14 protein-coding genes and 2 pseudogenes are annotated in these 17,304 nt (G+C 64.0%); 2 read left to right on the top strand and 14 right to left on the bottom strand.

Annotated features, from left to right (window positions below):
• Positions 1-535: pseudogene (locus CIC12_RS06025) on the bottom strand (diguanylate cyclase); the annotation flags it as partial.
• Here CIC12_RS06025 and CIC12_RS06020 point away from each other — a divergent pair.
• Positions 534-707, top strand: coding sequence for a hypothetical protein (locus tag CIC12_RS06020; RefSeq protein WP_168663097.1), 174 nt, complete (start codon positions 534-536; stop codon positions 705-707). The pseudogene CIC12_RS06025 and the gene CIC12_RS06020 overlap by 2 nt on opposite strands.
• Before the next feature lie 77 nt (positions 708-784).
• Here the strand turns inward: CIC12_RS06020 and CIC12_RS06015 are convergent, their stop codons facing one another.
• On the bottom strand, positions 785-1,261 hold the full coding sequence (locus tag CIC12_RS06015; RefSeq protein ID WP_168663096.1) for a nitrate reductase associated protein: 477 nt from the start codon (positions 1,259-1,261) through the stop codon (positions 785-787).
• A gap of 155 nt (positions 1,262-1,416) precedes the next feature.
• Between CIC12_RS06015 and fdhD the strand changes: the two genes are divergently transcribed.
• Entirely contained in the window at positions 1,417-2,256 is an 840-nt protein-coding gene (gene fdhD, locus CIC12_RS06010; protein ID WP_168663095.1) for a formate dehydrogenase accessory sulfurtransferase FdhD, read from the top strand.
• A 69-nt stretch (positions 2,257-2,325) separates the two neighbouring features.
• On the opposite strand, the gene CIC12_RS06005 is transcribed toward fdhD, so the two are convergent.
• The 12 genes and pseudogenes from CIC12_RS06005 to CIC12_RS05950 all read right to left on the bottom strand — a co-directional run.
• A complete protein-coding gene (locus CIC12_RS06005) occupies positions 2,326-3,096 on the bottom strand; it encodes an enoyl-CoA hydratase (RefSeq protein WP_168663094.1) in 771 nt (256 codons plus the stop codon).
• 144 nt (positions 3,097-3,240) lie between these two features.
• A complete protein-coding gene (locus CIC12_RS06000; protein WP_168663093.1) occupies positions 3,241-4,440 on the bottom strand; it encodes an acetyl-CoA C-acyltransferase in 1,200 nt (399 codons plus the stop codon).
• Positions 4,441-4,684: 244 nt separating this feature from the next.
• Entirely contained in the window at positions 4,685-7,120 is a 2,436-nt protein-coding gene (locus CIC12_RS05995) for a 3-hydroxyacyl-CoA dehydrogenase NAD-binding domain-containing protein (RefSeq protein WP_168663092.1), read from the bottom strand.
• 139 nt (positions 7,121-7,259) lie between these two features.
• Entirely contained in the window at positions 7,260-9,047 is a 1,788-nt protein-coding gene (locus CIC12_RS05990; protein WP_168663091.1) for an acyl-CoA dehydrogenase C-terminal domain-containing protein, read from the bottom strand.
• Between the two features lie 97 nt (positions 9,048-9,144).
• A complete protein-coding gene (locus tag CIC12_RS05985; RefSeq protein ID WP_168663090.1) occupies positions 9,145-9,744 on the bottom strand; it encodes a TetR/AcrR family transcriptional regulator in 600 nt (199 codons plus the stop codon).
• A 406-nt stretch (positions 9,745-10,150) separates the two neighbouring features.
• A complete protein-coding gene (locus tag CIC12_RS05980) occupies positions 10,151-11,713 on the bottom strand; it encodes a tetratricopeptide repeat-containing glycosyltransferase family protein (RefSeq protein WP_168663089.1) in 1,563 nt (520 codons plus the stop codon).
• 316 nt (positions 11,714-12,029) lie between these two features.
• The gene (gene clsB, locus CIC12_RS05975) at positions 12,030-13,283 is read right to left on the bottom strand and encodes a cardiolipin synthase ClsB (RefSeq protein WP_168663088.1); all 1,254 of its coding nucleotides are present in this window, start codon (positions 13,281-13,283) and stop codon (positions 12,030-12,032) included.
• Entirely contained in the window at positions 13,280-13,783 is a 504-nt protein-coding gene (gene nudB / locus CIC12_RS05970; protein ID WP_168663086.1) for a dihydroneopterin triphosphate diphosphatase, read from the bottom strand. The genes clsB and nudB overlap by 4 nt, the downstream gene beginning before the upstream one ends.
• A gap of 181 nt (positions 13,784-13,964) precedes the next feature.
• Positions 13,965-15,764: an aspartate--tRNA ligase gene (gene aspS / locus CIC12_RS05965; protein ID WP_168663084.1), complete on the bottom strand. Its 1,800-nt coding sequence runs from the start codon at positions 15,762-15,764 to the stop codon at positions 13,965-13,967.
• 76 nt (positions 15,765-15,840) lie between these two features.
• Positions 15,841-16,494, bottom strand: coding sequence for a DUF502 domain-containing protein (locus CIC12_RS05960; RefSeq protein WP_168663082.1), 654 nt, complete (start codon positions 16,492-16,494; stop codon positions 15,841-15,843).
• A gap of 75 nt (positions 16,495-16,569) precedes the next feature.
• Positions 16,570-16,959 (bottom strand): FmdB family zinc ribbon protein, encoded by a 390-nt coding sequence (locus CIC12_RS05955; protein WP_168663080.1) that lies wholly within the window; start codon positions 16,957-16,959, stop codon positions 16,570-16,572.
• Positions 16,960-17,136: 177 nt separating this feature from the next.
• Positions 17,137-17,304 (bottom strand): annotated as a pseudogene (locus CIC12_RS05950) (thiopurine S-methyltransferase); the annotation flags it as partial.

Below are 17,304 nucleotides of genomic sequence, written 5' to 3'. Positions count from 1 at the left end.
TCGCCGAGACCGCGAGCGCCTTCTGCAACGCGCGGTTCTCCTCGCTGCGCAGCGCGGCCAGCGCGGCTTCCACGCGATCGAGTCCGAGCCCGAGGCGGGTGTAGGTCGACGCCGCCCACGCGCGCGACGCATCCGGCTGGGCGCTGGCGCTTTTCAACAGCGCGTCGTCGACGTCGTGCTGCAGCGCGCGGCTGTCCGCGCTCAGCCTCGCCAGCGCGTCGAGCATCGGCGGTTCGCCGACCAGCTCCTGGCGCAGCTCGTGCTCCAGACCGGCGAGCGTCGTGGTCATCGCGGCGGCCGCGTTGACCGGCGCGGGTTCGCCCGATGCCTCGAAGCGGCCGAGCGCGGCCAGTGCGCCGTCGAGCGCCGTGTGATACGCGTCGAGGTTCTGGCGCACGCTCGTCGAGCGCAGCATGCGCGCGTCGGCATCGCGCTGACCGCCAATCTGCGTGTAGGCGACGAACGCGTTCGCACCGACCGCGGCGACGACCACCGCTATGTTGATCAGCAGCCGCTTCGATAAGAAAAGAGTCATGAATTCCGAACGTCAATCGTTCCGAGGGCGGGAGCGCGCGGTCGTTCTCGGTGCGTCGGGCCGCATCGATGCGAGTCTTTTTCCGCGCCAACCCATGGATAACGGCAACATCCAGAACGGAGTTGAGGGTGGGAATGAAAAAAACCGGGAGTGGGGGCGCAATGATGGATGACACGTGGCGAATCGCGCTCGCCCGGTCGTGCATGGGCGGCTGCGCTCGCTACCCGCGCTGCACGCGCCTCGCCGCCGCTACCCTGCCGCGCCGAATTCCTTCATCGCCGGGACGAAGTCGTGATTGGCTTCCGGCTTGCGCGACAATTTGGCGAGCACGTAGCGCTTGAACGGATCGAGTTCGGCCCAGCGGGCTGCGCTCGGCGCGACGAGACCGGCCAGCCCGGCCTGAAGGGTGACGCCCTCCGGCACGCTGTCCGTGCGGCGCCACGCGGGCGACTCGTCAGGCGTGAACCACTCCGGCTCGACGTTCGCGTGCGTGCGCAGCATCTCGAACAGCGCGTGATCGAAATTGGGTTCGATTTCCGCGTCGTCCTCGACGGGGAAACGCGCCAGCAGCTTGCGGTCTTCGAGTGGCAGCAACTGCCACTGCGCGAGCGTGATGCGCAGCCCGAAACGGTCGAGATTGAAGCGCACCGACATTGGGATGTAGGTGAAATTCTCCGAAGACGCGACTTCGAAGTCGAACAGAAGCGGTGCTTCTTTGAGTCCCATGACAAGGCTCCTCCTGATGGCGCACAGCGTGCAAGCGCAGCTTGAGGTATTTTAGAACCTTCTTCGCGCGACGGCGGCTCCGCCGGGGTTGGCCGGTGGCGCAGGGCAACCTCGGGAACCGCTACGCGCGCGCAGCATCGCACAGGAGTCGAGCATTGAACGAACAGGAAACAGTCGGACAGCCGGGCGCGGTGGAGCGCCAGGTGCACCGGCATCGCGGCGCGGCGGTCGAAACCGTCACCGATCACGTCGGTCAGGAATGGCCGGTCGCGCTCGTCTTCAACGGTATTTCGCATGCGGTGATGATGTGTACACCGCGCGATCTCGAAGCATTCGCGGTCGGCTTTGCGATTTCGGAGGGCATCGTCGAGCGCGGCAGCGACATTCAGGACATCGAGGTCGAACTGCATGACGACGATGAATTGCCGCATGCCGAAGTGCAATTGCAGGTCGTCCAGCAGGCGTTCGTCGCGCTGAAGGAGAAGCGCCGCGCGCTCGCCGGGCGCACCGGCTGTGGCGTCTGCGGCATCGAAAGCATCGATCTGCTCGATCTGAAACCGGAGCGGGTGCCCGACACCGGCTTTCTGCAACGGCTAGCGCCGGACGCGATCGCTCGCGCCGCCCGCGAACTGCCCCAACATCAGGCGCTCACGCGCTTGACCGGCGGCCTGCACGCGGCCGCATGGTGCGACGCGGCGGGCGCGATCCGCTACGCGTTCGAGGACGTCGGCCGCCACAACGCGCTAGACAAGCTGATCGGCCAGCTCGTGCTCGATCGCGCGGACACCCGAGACGGCTTCGTGTTTCTGTCGAGCCGCGCGAGCTACGAGCTGGTGCGCAAGGCCGCGCGCGTCGACGTGCCGATGCTTGCGACGATCTCCGCGCCGTCGTCGCTGGCGATTGCGATTGCCCGCAAGGCGGGCGTGCGGCTCGTCAGCTTCTGCCGTGAAACCAGCTTCGTCGATTACGACACGTGGCAAGCGGCGCAGCCTTGAGCGGTTGAGGGGTCACGAGCGCGCTGGCAACGCGGCGCCCCGTGTGCTGCACCGCTCAGGCGCTGCGCGTCAATCGAACTGCCGGAAGTCCGGCTTGCGCTTCTCGAAGAACGCCTTGAACGCCTCGCGCGCTTCCGGCGCGAGCAGCATCTTGCCGAAGTGCACGGCTTCTTCCGACATCTGCGTCTGCAGTTCCTGTTGGCTCGCGCGCTTCATCAAACTCTTCGTCACGCGCAACGACGACGCCGGCAGCGCGGCCAGCTTGGCGGCCTGCGCAGCGGCGAACGCGTCGACTTCAGCCGCCGGCAGCACGCGATTCACGAAGCCCATGCGTTGCGCTTCGGTGGCGTCGAACGCTTCGCCGAGCAGCAGCTTTTCCGCCGCCGCCTGATAACCGCCCACGCGCTGCAACAGCAAGCTCGACGCCGCTTCCGGGCACAGGCCGAGCTGCGTGAACGGCAACGAGAAGCTCGCCGTGTCGGCCGCGTAGACGAGGTCGCAATGCAGCAGCAAGGTCGTGCCGATGCCCACCGCCGGCCCCGCCACCGACGCCACCACCGGCTTCTCCGCCGAGCTGATCGCGCGCAGGAACTGGAACACCGGCGCGTTTTCGCCCATCGGCGGCGTCTTCATGAAATCGTCGAGATCGTTGCCAGCGCTGAAAATGCCGGCGCTGCCGCGAATCAGAAGCGCACGCACGGACGTGTCGCCGTGCGCTTGAACCATCGCGTCGGCCATCGTCTGATACATCGCGGCAGTAATCGCGTTCTTCTTGCCGGGCCGGTTGAAGGCAATCGTCAGCACGCCGTCCGCGCGCTCGACCAGGATATCCATCGTCATCTCCTTCCTCGTGCTCTTGCTGAGAATGTAAAAACGGTTCGCAAGCCGGGCGGCCTGCGAACCGTTCTGCGGTCCTTAACGGACAAGCGCGGGTGTCCTCTCGCCGATGACCGCGCGGACTGGGGTGTACACCCGCTAACCCGGTTACAGACGCTCGATGATGCCCGCCGCGCCCATGCCGGTGCCGACGCACATCGTCACCATGCCGTACTTGTAGTTGCGGCGGCGCAGGCCGTGCACCACCGTCGACGCACGAATCGCGCCCGTCGCGCCGAGCGGGTGGCCGAGAGCGATCGCGCCGCCGAGCGGGTTGATCTTCGATGGGTCCAGCCCGAGGTCCTGAATCACCGCCAGCGATTGCGCGGCGAACGCTTCGTTCAGTTCGATCCAGTCGAGATCGTCCTGCTTCAGACCCGCGGCCTTCAGCGCGGCCGGAATCGCTTCCTTCGGACCGATGCCCATGATTTCCGGCGGCACGCCGCGTACGGCGAAGCTCACGAAGCGCGCGAGCGGCGTCAGGTTGAACTGCTTGAGCATCTTCTCCGATACGACAATCAACGCGCCCGCGCCGTCCGACGTCTGCGAGCTGTTGCCCGCCGTCACGGAACCCTTGTTCGCGAACACGGCGCGCAGCTTCGCCAGACCTTCGAGCGACGTTTCCGCGCGCGGGCCCTCGTCGAGCGACACTTCGCGCGTCTGCACACGCACTTCGCCGGTCGCGAGATCCGGGAAGCGTTCGGTGATCGTGTACGCGGCGATTTCGTCGTTGAACTCGCCGGCCTGCTGCGCGGCGATCGCGCGGCGGTGCGATTCGACCGAGAACGCGTCCTGCGCTTCACGGCTGATCTTCCAGCGATCGGCGACCTTCTCCGCGGTCAGGCCCATGCCGTATGCGATGCCGATGTCTTCGCTGCGATCGAAGATATGCGGCGACAGTGACGGCTTGTTGCCCATCATCGGCACCATGCTCATCGATTCGCAGCCGCCCGCGATCATCGCGTCCGATTCGCCGACGCGGATGCGGTCGGCGGCCATCGCGAGCGCGGTCAGACCCGACGCGCAGAAGCGGTTCACCGTGACGCCGCCGACCGTGTTCGGCAGGCCGGCCAGCAGCGCGCCGATACGCGCGACGTTCAGCCCCTGTTCGGCTTCGGGAATCGCGCAGCCGATGATCGCGTCTTCGATCACCTTGGTGTCGAGGCCGGGCACTTGCGCCACGGCCGATTTGATCGCGTGCACCAGCAGTTCGTCGGGGCGCGTGTTCTTGAACATCCCGCGCGGCGCCTTGCCGATCGGCGTACGGCTCGCGGCGACGATGTATGCGTCTTGCAATTGCTTTGCCATTTGAGACTCCGTTGTCGGCCCGCGTTAGCGCTTTAGCGCTTACGCGGGCCCCATGCAACCCTGTTGCGGTCGGCCCGCGTTGGCGCTTTAGCGCTTACGCGGGCCCCATGCAACCCTTTGCGGTCGGCCCGCGTTAGCGCTTTAGCGCTTGCGCGGGCCCCATGCAATCCTGTTGCGGTCGGTGGCAGTTAGCGCTTTGGCGCGTACTCCCACCCCGTGCATTTGTATCCGATTGCTCGTCGCTTCAGTTGCGCACCGGCTTACCGGTCTGCAGCATGCCCATGATCCGCTCCTGCGTCTTCTGCGTGCCGAGCAGGTCAACAAACGCACGACGCTCGAGTTGCAGCAGCCATTCTTCGTCGACGAGGCTACCCGCTTCCACATCGCCGCCGCACACCGCTTCCGCGATGCGGCTGGCAATCAGGAAGTCATGCTCGCTGATGAAACGCCCATCGCGCATGTTGACGAGCGACGCCTTGATGGTCGAGATCGCCGAGCGGCCCGCGACCGGCACCTGCGTCACCCGCAGCGGCGGACGATAACCCGCCGCCGCCAGCGCACGCGCTTCCTTCTTCGCGACGTCGAGCAGTTCGAACACGTTGAAGACGATGGTATCGGACTGCCTCAGATAACCCATCGTGCGGGCATCCAGTGCGGACGCCGAGACCTTCGCCATCGCCGCGTTTTCGAACGACTTCTGCACGAACTTCAGCAGATCGCTGGTCGCGCCGACCTGCGTGGCCGCTTCCGCCGCGCGCAGCGCCGCTTCCTTCAGGCCTCCGCCCGCCGGCACGAGACCCACGCCGACTTCCACGAGACCCATATAGCTTTCGAAGTGCGCAACCCGCTTCGCGCTGTGCAGCGCCAACTCACATCCGCCGCCGAGCGCGATGCCCGACACCGCCGAGATCACCGGCACGCTCGCGTACTTCACGCGCAACATGCCTTGCTGGAACTTCTGCACGAACGGCTCGATGCCCTTCGCGCCGCCCATCATGAACGCGGGCAGCGCTTCTTCGAGGTTGGCGCCTGCCGAGAACGGGCCGCCCGGCGTGCCGAGCTTCAGCGACGTCGGCTGCCACACCACGAGGCCCTTGTAGTCTTTTTCGGCCAGTTCGATAGCCTGCGTCAGACCGTCGATCACAGACGGTCCGATCGTGTTCATCTTGCTCTTGAACGACACGATCAACACATCGTTCTCGCCCTCGCGATCGTCGACCCATGCGCGCACGGCATCGGTTTCGAACAGCGTCTTGCCGTAGGTCTTCGGATCGGCCGTCGTGTCGCCGACCAGTGGTGCGCGGAACACCTGCCTGTCATACACGGACAGCGACGAGCGCGGCACAAACGTCTTCGAAGCCGGCGACCACGAACCGTCGTTCGTATGCACGCCGCCCTTCTCCGCGACCACGCCTTCCAGCACCCACGACGGCAGCGGCACGTTCGACAGCGCCTTGCCCGCCGCGATGTCTTCCTGCACCCATTCGGCGACCTGCTTCCAGCCGGCCGTCTGCCAACCTTCGAACGGGCCTTCGTTCCAGCCGAAGCCCCAGCGGATCGCCAGATCTACGTCGCGCGCGTTGTCGGCGATCGACTCCAGATGCACGCCGATGTAGTGATACACGTCGCGCAAAATCGCCCACAGGAACTGCGCCTGCGGGTGCTCCGATTCGCGCAGCAACTTCAGACGCTCGGCCGCCGGCCGCTTCAGGATGCGGCCGACCAGTTCGTCCGCCTTCGCGCCGCCGTCGACGTACTCGTCCGTCTTCGGGTCGAGCACCTTGATCGCCTTGCCTTCCTTCCTGTAGAAACCGCCGCCGGTCTTCTGACCGAGCGCGCCCTTCTTCACCAGTTCGGCGAGCACGGCCGGCGTTTCGTAGACCGGGAAGAACGGATCGTCCTTCAGCGTGTCCTGCATCGTCTTGATGACGTGCGCCATCGTGTCGAGACCGACCACGTCGGCGGTGCGGAACGTCGCCGACTTAGCGCGGCCCAGGCGCGCGCCGGTCAGGTCGTCCACTTCGTCGAAACGCAGGCCGAACTTCGCGGCTTCCGTGATGACCGCGAGGATCGAGAAAATGCCGACGCGGTTCGCGATGAAGTTCGGCGTGTCTTTCGCGCGCACGACACCCTTGCCGACCACGCTCGTCAGGAACGTTTCGAGTTGGTCGAGAATCTCGGGACGCGTCGTCGCGGTCGGGATCAGTTCGACGAGATGCATGTAGCGCGGCGGGTTGAAGAAGTGCACGCCGCAGAAGCGCGCCTTCAGTTCAGCCGGGAAGCCTTCGGACAGAGCCGTGATCGACAGGCCCGACGTATTGGTCGCGAAGATCGCGTTCGGGCCGAGGTGCGGTGCGACCTTCTTGTACAGGTCGTGCTTCCAGTCCATGCGTTCGGCGATCGCTTCGATCACGACGTCGCATTCGGCGAGCTTCGCGATGTCGTCGTCGTAATTGGCGGGCTGGATGTATTGCGCGTCGTCCTTCACGCCGAACGGCGCGGGCGACAGCTTCTTCAGATTCTCGATCGCCTTCAGCGCGATCGCGTTCTTCGGGCCTTCCCTGGCGGGCAGGTCGAACAGCAGCACGGGCACCTTGGCGTTGATCAGGTGCGCTGCGATCTGCGCGCCCATCACGCCGGCGCCGAGCACGGCTACCTTGCGAATGATCAGATTGCTCACGTCGTTCCTCCGGGGAGTTATGCGGGTGTCGCGAAGCGTCACGAATGCTTCGCGATGTATGACTGGGGCCAGGCTGGAATCAGGCGCCGCGCTTTCGATACGCGCGGCGCCTGCGCCTCGATGTGTGTTTGCGTCCGACTTAGAAAAGCGCTTCTTCGACGTCCATCAGCGACTTCGAATCTGCGCGCGCCTGACGGATCGTCATCGCCGTTTCCGGCAGCAGTTTCGCGAAGTAGAAGCGTGCGGTGGCGAGCTTGGCCTTGTAGAACGGATCGCCCGACGCTTGCTTGTCGAGTGCGATACGCGCCATGCGTGCCCAGAAGTACGAGAACACCAGATGGCCGACGGTACGCAGATACGGCACGGCCGCGGCGCCGACTTCGTCCGGGTTCTGCATCGCCTTCATGCCGATTTCCATCGTCAGCTTCTGCACCTTGTCGCCGATGTCCGCGAGCGGGTTGATGAACTCCTGCATCTCCGGCTTGATGCCTTCCGCTTCGACGAATTCCGTCACCAGCTTGCCGAACTTCTTCATCTTCGCGCCCATGTCGCCGAGAATCTTGCGGCCCAGCAGGTCGAGCGCCTGAATCGCGTTGGTGCCTTCGTAGATCATGTTGATCCGTGCGTCGCGCACGTACTGCTCCATGCCCCACTCGGCGATGAAGCCGTGGCCGCCGTAGATCTGCATCGCGTGGTTGGTGCCTTCGAACGCGTTGTCCGACAGGAACGCTTTCAGGATCGGCGTGAGCAGCGCAACGAGGTCGGCGGCTTCCTTGCGCACCGCTTCGTCGCCGTGCGACAGTTCCTTGTCGATATGCAGCGCGGACCAGTACGAGAACGCGCGCGCGCCTTCAGCGTAGGCCTTCTGCGTGAGCAGCATGCGGCGCACGTCGGGATGCACGATGATCGGGTCGGCGGCTTTTTCGGGCGCCTTCGGGCCGGTCAACGACCGCATCTGCAGACGCTCTTTCGCATACGCGAGCGAGTTCTGATAGGCGACTTCGGTCAAGCCGAGGCTCTGCATGCCGACGCCGAGGCGCGCGGCGTTCATCATCACGAACATCGCGTTGAGGCCTTTGTTCGGCTCGCCGACGAGCCAGCCCTTCGCGTTGTCGAGATTGATCACGCAGGTCGCGTTGCCGTGAATGCCCATCTTGTGTTCGATCGAGCCGCACTTCACGCCGTTGCGCTCGCCGGGCTCGCCCGCCTCGTTCGGCACGAACTTCGGCACGATGAACAGTGAAATGCCCTTGGTGCCCTTCGGTGCATCAGGTAGACGCGCGAGCACCAGGTGAACGATGTTTTCCGCGAGATCGTGTTCGCCGCTGGAGATGAAGATTTTCGTGCCGCTGATCCCGTACGAGCCGTCGCTATTCGGCTCGGCCTTGGTGCGCAGGATGCCGAGGTCGGTGCCGCAATGCGGCTCGGTCAGACACATCGTGCCGGTCCACACGCCCGCGACCAGCTTCGGCAGATAACGCTGCTGCAGCTCGGGCGTGCCATGGGCGTGCAGGCATTCGTACGCGCCGTGCGAGAGACCCGGATACATCGTCCACGCCTGATTCGCCGAGTTCAGCATTTCATAGAGCGCGTTGTTGACGAATGCGGGCAGCCCCTGGCCGCCGTACTCCGGATCGCAGCCGAGTGCGGGCCAGCCGGCCTCGACATACTGTTGATACGCTTCCTTGAAACCCTTCGGCGTGGTCACGACGCCGTCGCCGACGTACGTGCAGCCTTCCTGATCGCCGCTGTGGTTGAGCGGGAACAACACTTCGGAGCAGAACTTGCCGGCCTCTTCGAGCACGGCGTTGATCGTGTCGGCGTCGAGATCGGCGTGCTTCGGCATCTGCCTGATCTCGGCTTCCACGTTGAGCAGTTCGTGCAACACGAATTGCATGTCGCGCAGCGGCGCGGCGTACTGTCCCATGACTCTCTCCAAAGTTTGACAGGAAGCCAGGCCGTTAGCTGAGTCCGTGGACCGGAACTTGTGCGCCGCTGAATCCGGTTGGTACCCGACGACGCTGCTAACGGCTTTCGCTTTGATACGAAACAATCAATTTTTCCAGCGCGGCCCACGTGAGAGGCACCGCATCCGGCAGGCGCAGGAAGCGCGCGTCGTGATGCAGGCCGAGCGTGAAGCTGTACAGTTCGAAAAGCATCAGCTGCGGATCGGTGTCGGCGCGCAAATGCCCTTCCTCCATTGCCTGCGAAATCGCGCGAGTGAGCGCGGCACGCCAGATCGTCACGCTCGACACCAGTTGCTCGCGCACCGGGTTGTCGGCGCGGTCGTCGTACTCGACCGCGCCGCTGATATAGATGCACCCGGTCGTGACTTCCTGGATGCGCTTCTCGATCCAGCGCGAGATCATCGCGCGCAGGCGCGGCAAGCCGCGAGGCTCGCGCAAGCTCGGAAAGAACACCTCGTCTTCGAAACGATGGTGATATTCGCGCACGACTTCAACCTGCAAATCCTCGCGCGACCCGAAATGCGCGAACACCCCGCTTTTGCTCATCTGCATGCGCTCGGCCAGCAGTCCGATGGTCAGACCTTCCAGTCCGTCGCGGCTTGCCAGATCGAGTGCTGCGTCGAGAATTGCGACCCGCGTTTGTTCGCCTTTTCGCATAGCTGTTTTTTTACCGTTCTAATGTGACCGAAAGAAAATCGAACGGCCGTACTATTATTGAGTGCTGCCGTCCGCGAAACAAGGACTTTATTAGAAACCGGTTTCTAACCAGGTTTCAATTCTGCGACATCCGTCAATCAGAGGAATAAGATTTTTTTAGAGGCGTTTGCCTTGAGACAGGTATTGCCATACAGAGTGCTTGGGTCTCCGTGATGTCGCAGCCGGCCGACATGATGCCGCAAATCGGCGCCAATTCAGGAGGTTTGATGAGTGTGGCGTGTGAGGCGGTTGTGGCGGCGCCACTGGTGGGGCGGCGGGTGGGGGAACGGTGGTCGGTCTGGCGCCGATCAGAATGGCCCGATGGCGAGAGCGCCGCGCCGTCGCGGCTATGCTCTCGCGCAAGCGCTCATTCGACCAATGGGTATCTCTGCCGCAACGCAATCGCGACCCGCGTCAGCACTTCGTCCCAATCGCCTCGCTGCGTCTGCGTGAAAAGACGCAAGCCGCAATACCACGGACTGTCGTCGCGGCCGCGCAGCCAGCGCCAGCAGCCAGCGAAACGGTTCAGCAACCACACCGGCTTGCCCATCGCAGCGGCGAGATGCGCGACCGAGGTGTCGACGGAAATGATCAGATCGAGGTTGTCGATCAGCGCCGCGGTCTCCGCGAAGTCCGCGAGTTCATCGGTCCAGTCGGTCAGGCGCGCCTTGCTGGCGGCGTCGGCGAGCTTCGCGGGGTCATCGGTCTTTTGCAGACTGACCCAGCGCACCTGCCGCAGCGCGAGCAGCGGCGCGATCTGAGCGACCACGAGGCTGCGCCGCCGGTCTACCGCCATGCCCGAATGGCCGCCCGCCCACACGACGCCGACACGCGGCAAATGCGCGTCAGGCAGCGCTTCCAGGCGCGCGCGCCAATGGGCAGCGCGCGCAGCGTCGGCACGCAGATACGGCAGCGCGCTCGGGATCGTCGCGAGTCGGGTGCCGAATGCCATCGGTAGGGACATGAGCGGGCAATAGCGATCCCAGCCGCACAGATCGGGAGGCACTCCATCCAGCAGCACGAGGCCCGGCCAGCGTTCGCGCAACGACTGCTCGTACAGGCGGCGCAAAGGCGGTGGGCACACGTAGCCCACCTGCGAAAAACGCTCGAGCACCAACGGCAGGTAGCGCACGAACTGCAGACTGTCGCCATAACCCTGTTCATCGAGGACGAGCAGGCGTTCATTTGCGGGCCGCCCGTTACACAGACTTTGAGTCGCAGCAGACGGGCGCTCACCAGACCATCGCGGCAAACCCACTTGCACAGGTTTCTGCGCGGGTCGCCCGTCGGCCAGTTTGAAGCTGACCCACCGGTCTTCGAAATACGGCCATGCCTCTTCGTAGCGGCCCGTGGCGAGCAACGCCATCGCCAGATTGTTGCGGGCGACGAGGTTCGCCGGCGCCAGTTCGAGGGCCCGCCGATAGTGCCGCTCGGCCTCTTCCAGCGCGCCGAGATCCGCATGGATGCGCCCCAGATTGTTGTGCGCAGCCGAGTGCGCCGGGTCGATTTCGAGCGTGCGCCGGTAGCTCAGGGCCGCTTCTTCAAAACGCTCAAGGTGTTGCAGCGTCAACGCGAGGTTGTAGTGCAGCGCCGAGAAATCCGGCTGCAGCGCGAGTCCTTGCCGCAGACTCTCGACCGCGCCCGGATAGTCGCCGAGTTTGAGCCGGATCGCGTAGAGCGTGTTGTACAGGATCGGTTCGGGATGCATCCGGATTGCGCGTTCGAGCAAGTGCCGCGCGCTTTGCGTATCGCCGCCGGCCAATGCGAGCAGACCTTGCAGATGAATCGCGCCGACATGCTCGCCATCCTCGCCCAGGATTCGATCGACGAGCGTGCGCACCGCATCGAAGCGGCCGGCCTGGTAGGCGGCTATCGCCTCGTCGTGGAGGCTCGATGTGTTGGTGGATTCGGCTGGCGGGCGAACAGACATGATTGACCAACAAACGAACGAGCGCGCGTGCTTGATGCGCGAGCCCGGTCGCCATAAGCGGCGCAGGCGTAGCGGCAAACACGGCTTGATAAGGGAAAGTCTCGGCGGCGCATGCGAGACACGAGGCCGCTCGACTTCTATCGAACGAAGATTATGTTTGAGCCGCGGCAGCGAGTCTTTAGGAGCGCTCTGAAACGCGTCATACATCGCGCTTTGCATGGGTGTGGCGCACGGCACGACGGCGTTGCGACTGAGCGATGCAAAGGCCGGCCCTGCGGGCTGCGTTCGAGCTTGCCGGCCCTTGCGCCACTACCGGCTAATCGTACCCACCCACCGTCAACAGCTTCATCGCCACCCGATAGCTCGTATAAGCCAGCCAGTTGAGCGCGCGCTCGACGATCGGACGCGATTCGTAATGCGCTTCGTCGATACGGCGCGAATCCTTGAACGCGTCGAGTATCGCCTCACGCAGCGCCTGGGTCGACGCGTCGTTCACCAGCACCACGTTCGCTTCGTTGTTGAGCATCAAACTCAGCGCATCGAGGTTCGACGAACCCACGGTCCCCCAGTTCGAATCGACCACCGCGACCTTGCCATGCAGCAGCGTCTTCTCGTACTCGGCGATCTGCACGCCGGACCTGAGCAAGGCGTGATAAAGAAACGGCACCGCGTAATCGAGCGCCTTGAACTCCTTGCGCCCGATGATCAGCTTCACCACGACGCCGCGGCGCGCGGCGAACACCAGTGCACGCCGCAGCTTGCGCCCCGGCATGAAGTACGGATTGGCAAGCAGGATCTCGTGCCGCGCCTGGCCGATTGCGGCCAGATACGCCTTCTCGATCGCGCGTCGGTTGATCAGGTTGTCGCGCGCGACGAACGCCACGCACGGCTGCCCGCCTGCCCACAACTGCTCGTTGCGGCGCCGCCGACGCCGCCGCAAACTGCCGAGCGACGCGGACGTGTGCGTGCCGAGGTCGGGCTCCAGTGCCTCGATCGGCCGATGCCCGAGTTGAATCCGGCGCCACTGCACCTCGAACGCCTGACGGACGTCGGCGACCACCGGGCCGTGCAGCTCGACCGCGAAGTCCCAGCGCCGGTACGGCAGGGTCTCGCCGTTGTTCTCGTAGTCGTCGACGATGTTGATGCCGCCGCAATACGCGAATTGATCGTCGATGACCGCGAGCTTGCGGTGGGTGCGCGAAAAGCCGAAGCGGCCGAACAGATGCGGGTTGTAGATGCGATGGTCGATGCCGGCCAGCGGCCATTCGTTGAACATCGGCAGACGCGCGGTGCCGATGCCATCGGTGATCACGCGCACCCTCACGCCGCGCGAGGCCGCGCGCAACAACGCCGCGCTGACTTCCTGGCCGGCGGCGTCGTCGCAGAAGATATAGGTTTCCAGAACGACGTCGCGCTGCGCGGCATCGACACGCTCAATCAGCGCGTCGAAAAAATCGTCGCCCGAGCGCAGCAGCCTGACATCGTTGTCAGTGGTGAAGCGATAACGCTGCCAATAGCGCCGGCCAAGCAGCGTATGCCGCAGCCGCGAGAAACGGCCGCTTGCGCTCATCGGCCACGCTCCGCGGCAGGAACGCCCGCCGCTCGGCCGGCAAGCCGCCTTGGCAACTGCAGGATCGCGTCCGCATTCGACGACGAGAAGCAGCGCGACGCCGCCTCTTCATGCGGCAGCCACAGAAACGCAGTGTGCTCGCGCGGTGCCAGCGTCACCTCGAGCTGCTCGGGCACCTGCACGCTGAACCAGTGCTCGGTGTTGTGGATCACCCCTTCGGCATAGCGATGGCGGAACTCCGGGTAGATCTCGTATTCGATCGAATATTGCCAGTCAAACAGCGCGCTACGAGGCACCTGCGCGCCGCCGATCACGATGCCAGTCTCCTCGGCCACTTCGCGCACCGCCGTTTCGACGAGCGGTTCGTCGAGCCGATCCTTGGAACCCGTCACCGACTGCCAGAACCCCGCATGATCGGCGCGCTCGATCAGCAACACGTCGAGCGCGGGCGTATGGATGATGACGAGCACGGATTGGGGAATTTTCGGCGGTTTCGGCATGATGTGAAAACTGGGCGCAACGCTTGCGCGGTACATGTCGGCACGGAGTGCAATAAGCGGTCGAAAGCAAGCGGTCGAAAGCGGTTGCTTCGACTGTAACGCAAAAAACGAAAAAGGCGCATGCGCGCCTTTTTCGTTTGCTCCTGCTGTAGTTTTCAGACAGCACTCACTTGCACTTGCCTCAAGCCTTAGGTTCAGGCGTACGCAAACGGATGTGCAGCTCGCGCAACTGGCGCTCGTCCACTTCGCTGGGCGCCTGCGTGAGCAGACACTGCGCGCGTTGCGTCTTCGGGAACGCGATCACGTCGCGGATCGAATCGGCGCCGGCCATCATCGTGACGATGCGGTCCAGACCGAACGCGATACCGCCATGCGGCGGCGCGCCGTATTGCAGCGCGTCGAGCAGGAAGCCGAACTTGGCTTGCGCTTCTTCCGCGTTGATCTTCAATGCGCGGAACACCTTGCTCTGCACTTCCTCACGGTGGATACGCACGGAACCGCCGCCGATTTCCCAGCCGTTCAGCACCATGTCGTAGGCCTTCGCGAGGCAGCGCGCCGGGTCCGTTTCCAGGTACTCGAGGTGCTCGTCCTTCGGGCTCGTGAACGGGTGATGCGCGGCGACGTAGCGGTTGTCTTCCTCGTCGTATTCGAACATGGGGAAGTCGATCACCCACAGCGGCTTCCAGCCGGATTCGACGAGACCGTTGGCCTTGCCGAATTCCGAATGGCCGATCTTCAGACGCAGCGCGCCCAGGCTGTCGTTCACCACCTTCGCGCGATCCGCCGCGAAGAAGATGATGTCGCCGTCTTGCGCGCCGGTGCGCTCGATGATCGCTTTGACCGCTTCGTCGTGCAGGTTCTTGACGATCGGACTTTGCAAACCGTCACGGCCCTTCGCCACTTCATTGACCTTGATCCACGCGAGACCCTTCGCACCGTAGATACGCACGAATTCCGTGTAGCTGTCGATGTCGCCGCGCGAAAGCTCGCCGCCCTTCGGCACGCGGATCGCCGCGACGCGGCCGTCCTTCGTGTTGGCCGGCGTGCTGAACACCTTGAAGTCGACGTCCTTGACCGCGTCCGTCAGGTCGGTGAATTCAAGCTTCACGCGCAGGTCCGGCTTGTCCGAGCCGAAGCGGCGCATCGCTTCCGAATACAGCATGACCGGGAATTTTTCGTCGAGCGAAACGCCGATCGTTTCCTTGAACACGTGACGGATCATCGCTTCGAACAGATCGCGGATTTCCTGTTCCGACAGGAACGAGGTCTCGCAGTCGATCTGCGTGAATTCCGGCTGACGGTCAGCGCGCAGGTCTTCGTCGCGGAAGCACTTGACGATCTGGTAGTACCGATCGAAGTTCGCCACCATCAGCAACTGCTTGAACAGTTGCGGCGATTGCGGCAGCGCGAAGAACTGGCCCGGGTTCGTACGCGACGGCACGAGGTAGTCGCGCGCGCCTTCGGGCGTGCTCTTCGTGAGCATCGGCGTTTCGATGTCGATGAAACCTTGCGCGTCGAGGTACTTGCGCACCTCGATCGCGACACGGTAACGCAGACGCAGGTTGTGCTGCATCTGCGGACGGCGCAGGTCGAGCACGCGGTGCGTGAGACGCGTGGTTTCCGACAGGTTGTCGTCGTCGAGCTGGAACGGCGGCGTGATCGATGCGTTCAACACGATCAGCTCATGGCACAGCACTTCGATCTTGCCGCTCTTCAACGCGGCGTTGGTTGTGCCTTCCGGACGGCTGCGCACGACACCCTTGATCTGCAGGCAGAACTCGTTGCGCACGCCTTCGGCGGCCTTGAACATCTCCGCGCGATCCGGGTCGCAGACGACCTGAACGAGCCCTTCGCGATCGCGCAGGTCGATGAAGATGACGCCACCATGGTCGCGGCGGCGGCTCACCCAGCCGCACAGCGAAACGGTTTGGCCCAGCCGGTCTTCGGTCACCAGACCGCAGTATTCAGTTCTCATCGACATGATGTTTGTCTTTCGTTTTGCATTGGTTGAACGGCACGCGGCAGTTTGAAACTGCGTAAAACCTTGCGCACCGGCATTACAGCGGAGGCTCGACTGTCGTGCGGCGCACCGGCGCCGGTGGCGCGGACGGCGCCACGACGCCCATCGAGACGATGTACTTGAGTGCGGCGTCGACCGTCATGTCGAGTTCAATCACTTCGCTCCTGGGCACCATCAGGAAGAAGCCGGACGTCGGGTTCGGCGTAGTCGGCACATAGACGCTGACGTAATCTTCTTTCAGGTGGTTGACCACGTCGCCGCCCGGAATCCCGGTCAGAAACCCGATCGTGTAGGAGCCGCGGCGCGGATACTCGATCAGCAGCGCCTTGCGGAACGCATTGCCGCTGCTCGACAGCAACGTGTCGGACACCTGCTTGACACTGGTGTAAAGCGGGCCCACCACCGGAATGTGAGCGACCAGCAGTTCCCACCACTTCACGAGCTTCTGCCCAATGAAGTTCTGCGTCAACAGCCCGACGACGAAGATGAACGCCAGCGTGAGCACCGCTCCGAGGCCGGGCAGGCGATAGCCGATTGCGCGCTCAGGCTGCCAGGAGCTTGGCAGCAGCAACAGCGTCTGGTCCATCGTGCCGATGATCAGGCCGAGCACCCACAGTGTGATGGCCAGAGGCACCAGCACCAGCAGGCCGGTCAGAAACACCGATTTGAGCGTCGTCTTTTTCGTCGTCATGTGTACCGCCAGAAGACCGCGCGGGCCGAGGCTCGACGCGCGGTGTGTGCGCCGCCGATCAGGGCGGCAGTCCCACTAGGCGCTGCCGGCACCGCTCGAGCTTGCCGAGGCGGCTGGTGCGGCAGCAGGCGCGGCCGGCGTAGCGGCTGCGCTCGATGAAGCGGCCGCGGTCGTACCGCTGGCCGCGCCCGTATCGGATTTGGCGGCGCCGTTATCGGCGGCCGCCGTATTCTCGCTCGCGCCGTTCGCGTCGGACGTGGCCGCCGCGCTCGTGCCGCCATTGCCGCCGCGGAAATCGGTCACGTACCAGCCGGAGCCCTTCAACTGGAAACCGGCTGCAGTGACCTGTTTGCGAAACGTGTCTTTCCCGCATTCGGGACACTGCGTCAGCTGAGCGTCGCTCATCTTCTGAAGCACGTCTTTCCCGAAGCCGCATGACTCGCAACGATAAGCGTAGATGGGCATGAACTTTTCCTACTGAAATCTTGTAAACGCTTGCAAAGCCTTGAATTATAGCCGCAAACGATATCCGTTCCGTGGATTTCGGGAACCGGTGCTCGACGCGACCGCCGTTGCGGTAAATTGGGGCGGCCGCGGCCGAATCAAGAGTGCCAGGCCGCGCCCGAGCACGACGGCGCGCCCTTACGAACGACGGCGCCAAGTAAGCCAGCGCTCACGCCCGGCGAAAACGGCAATTGAATCGGTCACGGCTTCGTCTTCGATCAGATCGAAGTACGGCGTGAGCAGCGCATCGAGTTCAATGCGCTCGATACCGAACGGCGGCCCCTTGGGCGTCGCGCCGATGAAATA

This window comes from Paraburkholderia sp. SG-MS1, assembly GCF_012275575.1.
Lineage (GTDB): Bacteria > Pseudomonadota > Gammaproteobacteria > Burkholderiales > Burkholderiaceae > Paraburkholderia.
Note: the sequence above shows the minus strand (reverse complement) of the source record. Positions and strands in the feature narration are given on the sequence as shown.